Source organism: Georgfuchsia toluolica (assembly GCF_907163265.1).
GTDB classification, from domain to species: Bacteria; Pseudomonadota; Gammaproteobacteria; order Burkholderiales; family Rhodocyclaceae; genus Georgfuchsia; species Georgfuchsia toluolica.
Genome location: NZ_CAJQUM010000001.1, coordinates 1904640 through 1918180, shown reverse-complemented (window position 1 = coordinate 1918180; position 13541 = coordinate 1904640). Strand labels below are relative to the sequence as shown.

Annotated in this window: 14 protein-coding genes and 1 tRNA gene; 13 read left to right on the top strand and 2 right to left on the bottom strand. The window is 57.7% G+C overall.

Features of this window, described 5'->3' with window-relative positions; all coding sequences use genetic code 11:
• Positions 1–73 precede the first annotated feature (73 nt).
• The 13 genes from greB to K5E80_RS08950 all read left to right on the top strand — a co-directional run bounded on the left by greB (position 74) and on the right by K5E80_RS08950 (position 11175).
• The gene (gene greB / locus K5E80_RS09010) at positions 74–622 is read left to right on the top strand and encodes a transcription elongation factor GreB (RefSeq protein ID WP_220635833.1); all 549 of its coding nucleotides are present in this window, start codon (positions 74–76) and stop codon (positions 620–622) included.
• A gap of 109 nt (positions 623–731) precedes the next feature.
• Positions 732–2642 (top strand): threonine--tRNA ligase, encoded by a 1911-nt coding sequence (gene thrS / locus K5E80_RS09005; protein WP_220635832.1) that lies wholly within the window; start codon positions 732–734, stop codon positions 2640–2642.
• A 40-nt stretch (positions 2643–2682) separates the two neighbouring features.
• Entirely contained in the window at positions 2683–3216 is a 534-nt protein-coding gene (gene infC / locus K5E80_RS09000; protein WP_220637280.1) for a translation initiation factor IF-3, read from the top strand.
• 114 nt (positions 3217–3330) lie between these two features.
• Positions 3331–3528, top strand: a complete 198-nt coding sequence (gene rpmI / locus K5E80_RS08995; protein WP_220635831.1) for a 50S ribosomal protein L35 — start codon at positions 3331–3333, stop codon at positions 3526–3528.
• A gap of 12 nt (positions 3529–3540) precedes the next feature.
• On the top strand, positions 3541–3900 hold the full coding sequence (gene rplT / locus K5E80_RS08990; RefSeq protein WP_220635830.1) for a 50S ribosomal protein L20: 360 nt from the start codon (positions 3541–3543) through the stop codon (positions 3898–3900).
• Positions 3901–3965: 65 nt separating this feature from the next.
• On the top strand, positions 3966–5012 hold the full coding sequence (gene pheS, locus K5E80_RS08985; protein ID WP_220635829.1) for a phenylalanine--tRNA ligase subunit alpha: 1047 nt from the start codon (positions 3966–3968) through the stop codon (positions 5010–5012).
• Between the two features lie 2 nt (positions 5013–5014).
• Positions 5015–7393 carry a phenylalanine--tRNA ligase subunit beta gene (gene pheT, locus K5E80_RS08980; protein WP_220635828.1) on the top strand — a complete coding sequence of 793 codons (2379 nt, stop codon included), beginning with the start codon at positions 5015–5017 and terminating at the stop codon, positions 7391–7393.
• A gap of 36 nt (positions 7394–7429) precedes the next feature.
• Positions 7430–7732, top strand: a complete 303-nt coding sequence (locus tag K5E80_RS08975; RefSeq protein ID WP_220635827.1) for an integration host factor subunit alpha — start codon at positions 7430–7432, stop codon at positions 7730–7732.
• Between the two features lie 14 nt (positions 7733–7746).
• The gene (locus tag K5E80_RS08970; protein WP_220635826.1) at positions 7747–8097 is read left to right on the top strand and encodes a MerR family transcriptional regulator; all 351 of its coding nucleotides are present in this window, start codon (positions 7747–7749) and stop codon (positions 8095–8097) included.
• Between the two features lie 41 nt (positions 8098–8138).
• Positions 8139–8215, top strand: a tRNA-Pro gene (locus K5E80_RS08965).
• Positions 8216–8644: 429 nt separating this feature from the next.
• Positions 8645–9655 carry an AraC family transcriptional regulator gene (locus K5E80_RS08960; protein ID WP_220635825.1) on the top strand — a complete coding sequence of 337 codons (1011 nt, stop codon included), beginning with the start codon at positions 8645–8647 and terminating at the stop codon, positions 9653–9655.
• Between the two features lie 221 nt (positions 9656–9876).
• A complete protein-coding gene (locus K5E80_RS08955; protein WP_220635824.1) occupies positions 9877–10953 on the top strand; it encodes an NAD(P)/FAD-dependent oxidoreductase in 1077 nt (358 codons plus the stop codon).
• Between the two features lie 18 nt (positions 10954–10971).
• Complete coding sequence (locus tag K5E80_RS08950) at positions 10972–11175, top strand: YfhL family 4Fe-4S dicluster ferredoxin (protein WP_220635823.1); 204 nt, start codon at positions 10972–10974, stop codon at positions 11173–11175.
• Between the two features lie 70 nt (positions 11176–11245).
• Here K5E80_RS08950 and K5E80_RS08945 read toward each other — a convergent pair whose 3' ends face one another.
• Together K5E80_RS08945 and paaH are read right to left on the bottom strand one after the other, a co-directional pair.
• Complete coding sequence (locus tag K5E80_RS08945; RefSeq protein WP_220635822.1) at positions 11246–12028, bottom strand: enoyl-CoA hydratase/isomerase family protein; 783 nt, start codon at positions 12026–12028, stop codon at positions 11246–11248.
• A gap of 10 nt (positions 12029–12038) precedes the next feature.
• A complete protein-coding gene (gene paaH, locus K5E80_RS08940) occupies positions 12039–13538 on the bottom strand; it encodes a 3-hydroxyacyl-CoA dehydrogenase PaaH (RefSeq protein ID WP_220635821.1) in 1500 nt (499 codons plus the stop codon).
• Between the last annotated feature and the right edge of the window lie 3 nt (positions 13539–13541).

Below are 13541 nucleotides of genomic sequence, written 5' to 3'. Positions count from 1 at the left end.
ATGGAATGGCACAACTGTCGGAACAGGGAGTATTCTGTTTTTCCGTGTTATCAATCAAAGTTGAACGACTAGGATGAACAAGGCGTTTGTCAAGGAAAACGATGGTGAGGGCGAGGATGATGCCGGCAACGAGCCTGCCTTGCCGCCAGACACCAAAAATTATATGACCCCGCGGGGCCATCGCCGCATGCGCGAGGAGTTCGAACACCTGGTCAAGGTGGAACGGCCGAATATCGTGCAGGTGGTTTCCTGGGCGGCGGGCAATGGCGACCGTTCGGAAAATGGCGATTACATCTACGGTAAAAAGCGGTTACGTGAGATCGACAAACGCATTCGTTTCCTGAGCAAACGGCTGGATAGCGCGGTGGTGGTTGATCCAGCCCACCAAAGTGGCCAAGAGCAGGTTTTTTTCGGAGCGACCGTGACCATCTGCGACAGCGATGGCGCTGAAGCAAGCTACCAGATCGTCGGCATCGATGAGGCTGACGCGAGTGCAGGACGCATTAGCTGGATTTCGCCGCTGGCGCGGGCGCTGATGAAGGCGCGCGAAGGCGACCTGGTGCGCTTTGCCAGCCCTGCCGGGCAGCGTGAGATCGAGATACTCGAGATTCGTTACGAATAGCGGCTGTGATAGACTGCACCGCATAATTTTGCCGCAATGACCGGCGGGAATCTCCGCGGGATGACGTAGTGCAGGGCGCCCGGCGCCCTGTTTGTTTTGGAGCTATGAAATGGTGGTCGTTACGCTTCCCGACGGATCAAAACGGGATTATCCGCAAGCAGTCACGGTGGCCGAGGTTGCGGCCTCGATCGGCGCCGGCTTGGCCAAGGCCGCGCTGGCTGGGCGTGTGGATGGGCGGCTGGTCGATACTTCATTCCGCATCGAAGACGATGCGAACATCGCCATCATCACCGACAAGGATGTTGATGGCATCGACATCATCCGCCATTCGACCGCCCACCTGCTGGCTTATGCGGTAAAGGAATTATTTCCGGAAGCCCAGGTCACCATCGGCCCGGTGATCGAGAACGGCTTCTACTACGACTTCGCCTACAAGCGCCCCTTCACGCCGGAGGATCTGGCAGCGATCGAGAAGCGCATGGTGGAACTGGCGAAGAAAGACTTTCCCGTTGTGCGTGAAGCCTGGCAGCGGGACAAGGCAGTTGAATTCTTCAAGTCCATCGGCGAGCTTTACAAGGCCGAGATCATCGCTTCGATTCCACAGGATCAGGAAATCGGACTCTATCGCGAAGGCGGTTTCGTCGACCTCTGCCGCGGCCCGCATGTGCCCTCGACCGGCAAGCTCAAGGTGTTCAAGCTGATGAAGGTGGCCGGCGCCTATTGGCGCGGCGATCAGAACAACGAGCAATTGCAGCGCATCTACGGCACGGCCTGGGCGAAAAAGGAAGAGCTCGACGCCTACCTGCACATGCTCGAAGAAGCCGAGAAGCGCGATCACCGCAAGCTCGGCCGCCAGCTCGACCTGTTCCACCTGCAGGAAGAAGCGCCGGGCATGGTGTTCTGGCACCAGCACGGCTGGATCGTCTGGCAGTGCATCGAGCAGTACATGCGCGACCTGCTGGGGCAGCACGGTTACCGGGAAGTCAAGACGCCGATGGTGATGGACCGCAGCCTGTGGGAGAAGTCCGGCCATTGGGAGAATTATCAGGAACTCATGTTCACTACGGCTTCGGAAAACCGCGACTACGCGGTGAAGCCGATGAACTGTCCCGGTCACATTCAGATTTTCAACCAGGGCATCAAGAGCTATCGCGACCTGCCGCTGCGCCTGGCGGAGTTTGGTTCCTGTCATCGCAATGAGCCCTCGGGTGCGTTGCACGGCATCATGCGTGTGCGCGGTTTCGTGCAGGACGATGCGCACATCTTTTGTGCCGAGGATCAGGTGCAGAGCGAGGCACTGGCTTTTATTGACCTGTTGCGCAAGGTCTATGCGGATTTTGGCTTCACCGACATTCTGGTCAAGCTGTCGACGCGGCCGGACAAGCGCATCGGTTCCGATGAGATCTGGGACAAGGCCGAAGCGGCGCTGGCGGAATCGCTCAAGGCCAAGGGCCTGGCCTATGAGCTGCAACCCGGCGAAGGCGCCTTCTATGGCCCGAAGATCGAGTTTTCGCTCAAGGATTGCCTCGGCCGGGTCTGGCAATGCGGTACCTTGCAACTGGATTTCGCGCTGCCAGGCCGGCTGGAGGCGGAATTTGTCGGTGAGGACAATGCTCGCCATGTGCCGGTGATGCTGCACCGGGCCGTGCTCGGCTCGCTGGAACGCTTCATCGGCATCCTCATTGAGCACCATGCCGGGGCCTTCCCGCTCTGGCTCTCGCCGGTGCAGGTCGTAGTGATGAATATTTCGGAAGCTCAGAAAGATTACGTCCAGAGTGTGGCGGAAAAGCTGCGCCAGGCCGGTTTGCGCGTCGACGTTGATTTGCGTAACGAGAAAATAAACTATAAAATCCGCGAACATAGTTTATTGAAGCGGCCTTATCTCGTCGTCGTCGGCGACAAGGAAAAGGCTGCAGGGTTGGTCGCGGTACGTGCCCGGGGGAATCATGATCTCGGGCAAATCACTCCCGAATCGCTGATCGAGCGTCTGCTGCAGGAAGTAGGCAGCCGGGCAGCGTGATATGCGCGACCGCATTTTTTATTTTATGGAGTAAAGCACCATCGCCCAGGAAAAGTCGCAACGCCTCAATGAGGAAATCACCGCTCCCGAAATCCGTCTGACCGGGGAGGGTGGAGAGCAACTAGGAATCATGAGCGTGCGGCAGGCGCTGGCATTGGCCGAAGAGGCCGGAGTCGATCTGGTGGAAATCGCACCGACGGCGCAACCGCCAGTGTGCCGCCTGATGGACTTCGGCAAGTTCAAGTATCAGGAAGCCAAGCGGGCGCATGAAGCAAAACTGAAGCAGAAGCAGATACAGGTCAAGGAAGTGAAGTTTCGCCCGGGAACGGACGACAACGATTATGCAATCAAGCTGCGCAACCTGGTCAAGTTTTTGCAGGAGGGCGACAAGGCGAAGATCACCTTGCGCTACCGCGGACGCGAGATGGCGCATCAGGAATTCGGGATTCGTATGCTGGAGCGGATCAAGGCGGACCTGGAGGAGCATGCCGTTGTCGAACAATGGCCGAAGATGGAAGGCCGGCAGTTGGTGATGGTGATGGCGCCACACAAGAAGGCGGCAAGTAAGGGATAAGCAGGATTTCTCCTGCCCTTCGCAAGAAGGACGGGGAATACAAGCGGTAGCGGGTTATCAAGCGTCTTCATAGTCGAAGGCCACCTGGCACCGTGTTAGAAAGGAGTATCTTCGATGCCGAAGATGAAGAGCAAGAGCGGTGCCGCGAAGCGGCTTAAAATCCGCGCAGGCGGGAGTATCAAACGCTCCCAGGCGTTCAAGCGCCACATCCTGACCAAGAAAACCACCAAGAACAAACGCCATTTGCGCGGTACGACAGCGGTTCATGAGACCAATGTCAAGCAAGTGCGCGCGATGTTGCCCTACGCTTAAGGAGAACACACCATGTCCAGAGTCAAGCGCGGTGTAACGGCGCACGCACGCCACAAAAAGGTTCTCACCCAGGCCAAGGGTTATCGCGGTCGCCGCAGCACGGTCTATCGCATCGCCAAGGAAGCGGTGATGAAGGCCGGGCAGTATGCCTACCGCGACCGTCGTCAAAGAAAGCGCCAGTTCCGCGCCTTGTGGATCGCCCGTATCAATGCGGGGGCCCGCGAACTCGGCCTCAAGTACAGCACGCTGATGAATGGTCTCAAGAAGGCCGAGATCGAAGTCGACCGCAAGGTGCTGGCCGATCTCGCCATCTTCGACAAGCCGGCATTCGCTGCGCTGGCGGAGCAGGCCAGGGCCAAGCTGTCGGCATAATCCGGCGCACTGGAAAAGGAGGCCCAGGGTAACCACGGACCTCCTTTTTTATCGCCGCAAAGTCAATGTCAGAACTCGAAAAAATCGTTGTTGCCGCGTTGGCCGATTTCAACAAGGCCGCGGAGCCTGCTCATCTCGAAGAAGCCAAGGCGCGTTATCTTGGCAAGGGCGGTTCCTTGACGGAACAGCTCAAGGGGCTCGGCAAACTGCCGGCCGAAGAGAAGAAGAGCGCCGGCGCGGCGATCAATGCCGCCAAGGAAAAAATCGAAAGCGCGCTGGTCGCGCGGCGCGAAGCCTTGCGCGATGTGGCGCTGCAAGCCCAGCTCGCCGCCGAAGCACTCGACATCACGCTGCCGGGGCGCGGCATGGATGGCGGCGGCCTGCACCCCGTGACGCGCACGCTGGAACGCATCGGCCAGTTGTTCCACTCCATCGGCTTTGAAGTCGCCGACGGCCCGGAAATAGAAACCGACTGGCATAACTTCACGGCCTTGAACCAGCCCGAGAACCATCCGGCGCGTTCCATGCACGACACGTTTTATCTGCAGGATGCAAAGGGCAAGGTCATGCCCGACATTCTGCTGCGCACGCATACCAGTCCGATCCAGGCGCGCTACATGAAGGCCCATGTCGATCGTTACGGGCACCTCAAGGGTATGCCCGAGATCCGCATCATTGCGCCGGGCCGCGTCTATCGCGTCGATTCGGATGCCACGCATTCGCCGATGTTTCATCAGGTCGAAGGCCTGTGGGTGGGCGAGAACATCAGCTTCGCCGACCTCAAGGGCGTGGTGATCGATTTCCTGCGCCGCTTTTTCGAATCGGACGATTTGAAGGTACGCTTCCGCCCCTCCTTTTTTCCCTTTACCGAGCCCTCGGCCGAAATCGATGTCGCTTTCATGAGCGGTCCGAATGAAGGCAGCTGGCTGGAAATCGCTGGTTGCGGCATGGTGCATCCGAATGTGTTGCGCCATGGCGGCATTGATGCCGAGCGCTACCAGGGCTTCGCTTTCGGCTTCGGCCCGGATCGCCTGACCATGCTGCGCTATGGCATCAACGACCTGCGCCTGTTCTTTGACGGCGATCTGCGTTTTCTCTCCCAATTCAACTAGCCATGCAATTTTCCGAATCCTGGCTGCGCAGTTTTGTTAACCCATCGCTCGACAGCGAGGCGCTGTCGCATCTGCTCACCATGGCCGGTCTTGAAGTCGAGGAGATGCATCCGGTTGCGCCAGCGTTCGAGAAAGTGGTGGTGGCGCATGTGCTCTCCGCCGAAAAACATCCCGATGCCGACAAGCTCAAGCTGTGCAAGGTCGATGTCGGGCAGGGCGATCCGCTGCAAATTGTTTGCGGCGCGCCGAATGTCGCTGCCGGATTACGCGTGCCTTGCGCGCTGATCGGCGCCAAACTTCCCGGCATCGAAATCAGGCAGGCCAAGGTGCGCGGCATCGAGAGTTTCGGCATGCTCTGCTCGGCGAAGGAACTCGGCATCGCCGCCGATGCAAGTGGCCTGCTGATCCTGTCCGCCGATGCCCCCACGGGCAAGAGCGTGCGCGAGGTTCTCGATCTCGACGACAGACTGTTCACCATCAAGCTCACCCCCAACCGCGCCGATTGCCTGTCGCTCTCCGGTGTGGCGCGCGAAGTCGCGGCATTGACCGGGGCTTCGCTGCAATTGCCGGCCATCGAGCCGGTAGTGGCAAGTGCCACGGAAACGCGCAAGGTCGTGCTTGATGCGCCGGCTGCCTGCCCGCGCTACTGTGGCCGTGTCATTCGCGGCATCGATGCCGTGGCGGCAACGCCGGTCTGGATGCGCCAAAGGCTGGAACGCAGCGGCCTGCGTTCCATTTCGGCGGTTGTGGACATCACCAACTATGTGATGCTCGAACTCGGCCAGCCCCTGCATGCCTTCGACGATGCCAGGCTGAACGGCGCCATTCATGTGCGTTATCCCGCGCCTGATGAGGCATTGTTGCTGCTCAATGAGCAAACCATCAAGCCCTCTGCGGATACGCTGCTGATTGCCGACGAAGCGCGTGTCCTGGCACTGGCCGGCATCATGGGCGGCGAAGACTCCGGCGTCACTGCCGCGACGCGCGATGTGTTTCTTGAAAGCGCTTTCTTCGCACCCGCGGCGATTGCCGGCAAGGCGCGCGTCTATGGGTTTTCATCGGATGCCTCGCATCGTTTCGAGCGCGGCGTCGATTTCACCCTGCAACGCGACGCCATCGAACGCGCCACGCAACTGATCCTCGACATCTGCGGCGGCAACGCCGGCCCGGTGGTAGAGGCCTTTACGCCCGAACACCTGCCGCAACGCCCGGAAGTGATTTTGCGCCCGCAAAAACTTGCCAGCCTTATCGGTGTCGACTTTACTGCCGCGCAGATCGAGGGTTTCCTGTCCAAGCTGGGGTTCATCTTCCGCAAAGAAGGCAATGCCTTTGTCGTGAATCCGCCGGCACGCCGTTTCGACATCGAGATCGAACAGGATCTGATCGAGGAAGTCGCGCGGCTTTTCGGTTACGACAACATTCCGGCGCGGCCGCCGCAGGCTTCGGCGATCATGCTGGATGCGACAGAGCGGCAACGCGATGCGATGGCGGTGCGTCACGCCGTCGTGGCATGCGGTTATCGCGAGGTGGTCAATTTCAGTTTTGTCGATGCTGCCTGGGAAGCTGACTTCTGTGCCAATACCTCGCCCGTGACACTGGCCAATCCGATCGCGAGCCAGATGAGCGTCATGCGTTCGAGCCTGATTGGCGGCCTGGTCGCCAATCTGTCAACCAACCGCAAGCGGCAGATCGAGCGCGTCCGCGTGTTCGAAATCGGCCGTTGTTTTTCGCATGACGACCAGGGCGAACCGGTGCCGGGATTTGCCCAGCCAACGCGATTGGCCGGGCTTTGCGCCGGTACCGCGTTGCCGGAGCAGTGGGGCGCGGCTTCGCGTCCAATCGATTTCTTCGACGCCAAGGCCGATGTCGAGTCGCTGTTCGAGTCCGGCGCCCTGCGCTGGGAACGCGCCAGCCATCCGGCACTGCATCCTGGCCGCGCCGCCAATGCCATGCTGGGCGGACGGTGTATCGGTGTGGTCGGTGAACTGCATCCGCGCTGGGTGCAGAAATACGAGCTGGTGACCGCGCCGGTGGCGTTCGAGATCGAACTTGATGCACTGCTGCAAGCGGAAGTGCCCGCCTACCGCCCGGTCTCCAACTTCCCTGCCGTGGTGCGCGATGTGGCGCTTACAGTCGATCATGGCCTGGCCTGGCAGAGCCTGCAGGAGACCTTGCGCAAGGCCGCACCGGCCTTGGTCAGCCGCATCGAATTGTTCGACGTGTATGCCGGGAAGGGAATCACCGAAGGCAGGAAAAGCCTTGCCTTCCGTATAGTTATGCAAGATACTCAACGCACGCTTGAAGATGCCGAGGTGGACGCGGTGGTTGCATCCATCGTTGCCATTGCCGAGCGCGAATTTGCTGCCGAATTGCGCCGCTGAATTGCGCCGTCGAATTTTTATCCGGGGAGAGTCGACATGACATTGACTAAGGCTGAACTGGCCGATCTTCTGTTCGAAAGAGTTGGCTTCAACAAGCGCGAAGCGAAAGACATGGTCGAGAGCTTTTTCGAGGAAGTTCGCACCGCGCTGGAGTCGGGTGACAGCGTCAAACTTTCCGGATTCGGCAATTTCCAGTTGCGTGACAAGCCGCAGCGTCCCGGCCGCAATCCTAAAACCGGCGAGGAAATTCCCATTACCGCCCGCCGCGTGGTTACTTTCCACGCCAGTCAGAAGCTGAAAATTGTTGTGGAAACCGCGCAAGCCGCACAGGCCAAATAAGTCGGGTTGCTGTAATGAGCGCGGTACGTGAAGAACTGCCCGTCATTCCCGCCAAGCGCTATTTCACCATTGGTGAAGTGAGCGAGCTATGCGGCGTCAAGCCGCATGTGCTGCGCTACTGGGAACAGGAGTTCACTCAGCTCAAACCGGTCAAACGACGCGGCAATCGCCGCTATTACCAGCACCACGAAGTTCTGCTCGTGCGGCGCATTCGCGAACTGCTGTATCAGGAAGGCTTCACCATCAGCGGCGCGCGCAATCGTCTCGATGAGAGCAGTGCGCGCGGCGAAACACGGGAACCGGTTGCCGCGCCGTCTTCGCTGCGCGAAGAAATTGCGGAAATCATCGAATTACTGCGCGTCTGAACCGGAAAACCGGACAACTCACTGTATAATCCGCGCCCAGTCGGGGCGTAGCGCAGCCTGGTAGCGCACTTGCATGGGGTGCAAGGGGTCGCGAGTTCGAATCCCGCCGCCCCGACCAGTAGAATCAAGCAGTTAGAAGAAGCCGCCTTGTGCGGTTTTTTTGTTTGCTGAGTCCCTGTTTGTTGACATGCTCTAAATGAATTTGACCATATTCATTGCCAGTGCCCATAGTCCGGTTGGAAGTACCAGGAATGCTTTAAATCGAGACCAGCTTCGAACACGGAATATGCTCAATCTTTCGACTTGTTACACAACCCAGAGCGATAACGTTGGGACACTCCTGATCGCTTATATTGCGTTGCAATACGGGAATGGCTTTAGCCACTAGGTGTTCAACACCAGTTTATCGAATCCCCAATAAAGTCTAGAATCCAATGCACGATGAGGCGTCAACAACGATATAATAAAAAATGAGTTAAAAAAACGCTCAGCGGAACATTAAGGACAACATTTAGTCTAAATAAAAACTAAATAAGAGGAGATAGTAATGTCCAACTTGATCAACATTGAAAATGTGACAAGTTGTCTCTCTGCCTATCCGCTATTCGAACGTGTCGAAGACATTGATGAGACCTGCGATCGTGTAGGAAAAGTTTTTCGCCCGCATAATTTGGATTTTTTTGGAGCGGGTAAAAAACTTAATGCACATATGGATCACTTGCCAATGGGTTCGATCACGGTTAACCGTTTGCGGTATCAGGCAGAGGTATCTATTTCCTCGGAGCCCTTTGAGAAGTTTTTATTGCTCATACTTCCCCTAAGCGATTCAGCTGAAGTTAGATGCGGTAAACAAAAAATTTTTTCGACGCATAATGTCGCCGCGCTTGTGGACTCCACCACGACACTTGCGATGCGTTGGCGGAAAGATTGCGATCAGCTAATTCTGCGCATTGACCGCGAGGCATTTGAGCGAACGTGTAGCGCACAACTAGGCCGTCCTCTCGATCACCCCGTTGAGTTCTCGCTGGGATTGGATTTGCGTTCGGAAGGGGGGCTTATTTGCGAAAATCTCATTTCCCTCATTGCCGCGAATCCATCCTTCGTAGAATCCATACTCAAATACCCGATGATCGCTGCACAGGTTGAGCAATCGCTTATGAGCGCCCTTTTCATAAGTCAACCTAATCAATACCGCGATGAGATATTGTCTCCTTCCACGATACTGACGCCACATTATGTAAAACGTGCCGAAGAGTATTTGCTTGCCCATGCCAGCGAGCCGTTCACCATGAGGGATATGGCAACCCATCTGGGAATCAGTATCCGTAGTTTGTATCTGGGGTTTCAGCGATATCGCCGCATGAGTCCGAAGACCTTTCTCCGCAACGTCAGGCTTGATGGCGTTCACACGGACATTATTGCGGCAAGGCAAGAAAAAAGAAATGAAACCATTACGCAAATCGCAATGTCGTGGGGATTTACTCATCTGGGCCATTTCACCAAGGCATATTCCGCGAAGTTCAATGAACTTCCCTCGGCTACGCTTCGTAAACACTGATTTCAGTCCTGTTTTGTGTCACCTGAATGGTATTTGCACATTCAGGCTAAAACCGCACTCCGGGGATGGCGTAGTCGTTTCAACTACGATAGAGTGCGCATCAAGGAACTTGATCCGTCATCTCCATTAAATGAATTGGCGCAGATTGGAAAACCAACGCGTTGCTTGTGGGTTCCGGTTGCCATGAACAATATTATTCAATTGAGGAAGGAGACTAGAGCATGCAAGAACATGACGTTATCGTAGTAGGGTCGGGTCCGGCGGGGTCGAGTTGTGCCAAAGCGCTACGGGCGGAAGGCATTGATGTCCTGGTGCTGGAAAAAGAAGCGCTGCCGCGCTACAAGTGCTGTTCGGGGGTACTGTTCGGACAAACGCAGGAACTCATTAAAAGCTATTTCAACGCCGAGGCACCCACATCGATCCAATGCTCGCCGGCGATCATTGAGGCTTCCGATGTTCGGGAATGGAACTCCAAGGATGGCTATCGCCAGTATCTGTGGGAGATAAGCAAGGATGGCAAACAATTTTCGCAGAGTTATATAAACATTTGGCGCAACCTTTTCGATAAATGGCTGCTTGACCTTTCCGCAGCCGAGTACCGCGACCAATCGAATGTAAAAGGCTTCAAGGCGGACGCTAATCAAGTCAGCGTGCAAGTGGAGCAAACTGCGGGAGATGGTCGGAAGACCGCCCAGGAATACCGCTGCAAATACCTTGTGGGTGCCGATGGTGGCAATTCCATTGTTCGACGTCTGCTAAACCCGGGATCCGCTTCGAGTGATGCCATGGCGGTCGGTATTTTGCAGAGTTACTTCAAGCTTGAGTCACTTGGGACGTTGAAGAAAGCTGCCTGGAATGTATTCTTTCTTCCAGAAGTTGGTGAAATGCTGAACTGCGTGCATCAGAAGGACGAGTATCTGTTGCTCTGCGTCGGCGGGTTCAGGGGGCGGAAGCTCCGCGAGTCGATGGAAAAGCTTCGGGTCTTTCTTTCAGAGCAGTTCGACGTCCGCTTGGGAGATTGGTGGCGGGATGAGGCGTGCCAAATGCAGCTGGCACCGCCTATTCTTGGCCGGGATAGAGTCCTGCTCACGGGCGAAGCGGCAAACTTCGTCTACCTGAACGGAGAAGGTATCTCCGCAGCAATGGACAGCGGGTATCGATGCGGGAAGGCCGTTGCCCGCGCGCTCCAGGAAAAAAAGAACGTCATGCCAATATATGAGGAAAGCATCAAGGATATTGCCAAGCACATTGAGAAATGCCTGGCGCAAGCGCGTTTTATTACGGCGCAAGCGGTCTGAAGCCAAGGAGATATCAACATGGCTATGACTATTACGGAAGAATGTATCAACTGCGCCGCGTGTCAACCTGAGTGTCCCAACGATGCCATTTCGGAAGGCAAAAAGGTTCATGAAATCGATGCCAACAAGTGCACCGAGTGCAAGGGAACTTACGATGAACCCCAGTGCGTTGCGGTGTGCGCGGTTGATTGTGTTGTCACGAGCGCTGCTGTTGCCTGCTGACTCAGGGCCGATCGCCAATTCATAGGTTTAGATAGAGGCCCCGGCCAAGCCGGGGCCTCACCAAAGCGGCTTAGCCCAGCCACGCCGGCTGTCGCTTGTCGAGGAAGGCGGTAATGCCTTCCTTGGCCTCGACGGTGGCACGCTGGCGGGCGAAGCCTTGTGCGGTTTCCTCGCTAAGGGTGGCGTCAATGGGGCGACCGGTGACAGTGCGTACCAGATTCTTGGCTGCCTGCTGCGCCTTGGGGCCTGCGAGAATGAGCGATTCGGCCAATTCTGCGACCTTGGCATCCAGTTCGGGGGCCGGTACCACTTCATTGACCAGCCCGATGGCAAGGGCACGCTGGGCCGAGATGCGTTCGCCACTCTGAAAATAGCGCAGCGCCTGGCGCGGACCGATGGCGCGTAGCACATAGGGGCTAATGGCCGAGGGAATTATGCCGAACTTGACCTCGGATGTGGCGAAAACCGCGGTATCGGAGGCTATCGCCATGTCGCAGGCAGCTGTCAGGCCGGTGCCGCCACCCAGGGCAACACCCTGGATGCGGGCGATGGTGGGCTTGCTCATCTCGGCCAGCGTGCGCAACATGCTGGCGAACCTGCGGGCGTCCGCAAGGCTTTCTTCGGCGCTGAACTGTGAAGCGCGTTTTAGCCAATTGACATCGGCGCCGGCTGAGAAATGCTTGCCGCGACCGGCGAGAACGACGATGCGCACTGAGTTGTCGATATCGAGTTCCTTGCATGCGGCGCTGAGATCAGTCACGAGTTGTTCATTGCAGGCGTTGAATACCTCAGGCCGGTTCATCCAGAGGGTGGCTACGCGGCCATTTTTTTCGATTTCAAGTGTCTGGTACATGAAAGACTCCTTAGCGGACGGCCCTGCGGCGCAACCAAGGGGAGAGACGATAGCGTTCCTCACCATAATGGGCGTGGAGGTTTTCCAGGATACGAACGACACGGGCGAAGCCGAGTTTCTCAGCCCAGGCCAGTGGGCCCAGGGGATAGTTGGTTCCGCTTGTCATCGCAGCATTCACATCCGCCGCAGAGGCGATGCCCTGACTGACCGCATCGGCACCCTCATTGGCGAGCATGCAGACAGTGCGTAGCGCGATGATGCCGGCAACGTCGTCGAGTTGAGAAACAGCGATGCCGGTTGCTTGCAGAGTGCCGACAGCTGCAGCGAAGGCGGCGTCGGAGCACTGGTCGGCGCGGGTTACCGCCAAACGGGTGGTGGTGGCGTAATCGAAAGCCAGGTCGAAAAGCACAAGATCTGGAATGTTTTCAGCGGCGGTGCGAATCGTTGCCGGGCGCCCATCGGAGAGCGCCAGGGTGGCTCCGCCGACTTGCAGGCAGCCGTTTCCTTGCTGATACTCAATGACGACTCCTGCTGTTTCCAGGCGCTGGGCTAGGGCAGCGGCGGGTCCGAGGTCACCGGCAATCACCACTTTGGCGGGGGCAGGCATTGCAGCCAGCATATCCGGCGCTGGTTTGACGGTATTGTCGCCATAGGCGAAGAAGCCTTGTCCAGTCTTGCGGCCGAGCCGGCCGGCGAGAACAAGTTCCTGCTGGATGAGTGAGGGTACGAAGCGCTTATCACCGAAATAGGCGTCGTATACGGAACGGGTGACGGCGAAGTTGATGTCATGGCCAATCATGTCCATGAGTTCGAAGGGGCCCATGGGGAAGCGACAGCTATCGCGCAACAGAGCATCGAGGGTGGCAGGGGTGGCGGCCTGTTCGCCGAGCACCCGTAGGGCTTCGGCGTAGTAGGGGCGGGCGACGCGATTGACAATGAAGCCCGGCGTCGATTTGGCATGGACCGGTACCTTGCCCCAGGCCCGGGCCGTGGCGTAGAGACAGTCGGCGATGGCCGGGTCGGTGGCCAGACCACTGACAATTTCGACTAGCGCCATGCGCGGGGCAGGGTTGAAGAAGTGCAGGCCGGCCAGGCGTTGCGACTGCGCCAGGTTGGCGGCCATGGCCGTGATGGATAGAGAGGAGGTGTTGGTAGCGAGGATCGCCTCCGCCGACAGCAGTTTTTCCAGTTGGGCGAAGAGTTCCTGTTTCGCCGTCAGGTTCTCGATGATGGCTTCGATGGCCAAGCCTGCGTCGGCAGCATCCTCGAGCCGGGTGACCGGAATGACGCGCGCCAGGATGGTCTGGTAGTCGGCCTCTGACAGTTTGCCCTTGTTCACCAGGAAACGCAGATCCTTGTCGATGCCGACCTTGCCCTTATCGACGGCTTCCGCGTTCTGGTCGAAGAGGTAGACGCTGTGTCCGGCCCGGGCGGCAACATGGGCGATGCCGCTGCCCATGGCGCCGGCCCCGACGACGAGAACCCGCACGGAGGTCGCCAGTGCCGTCATGAC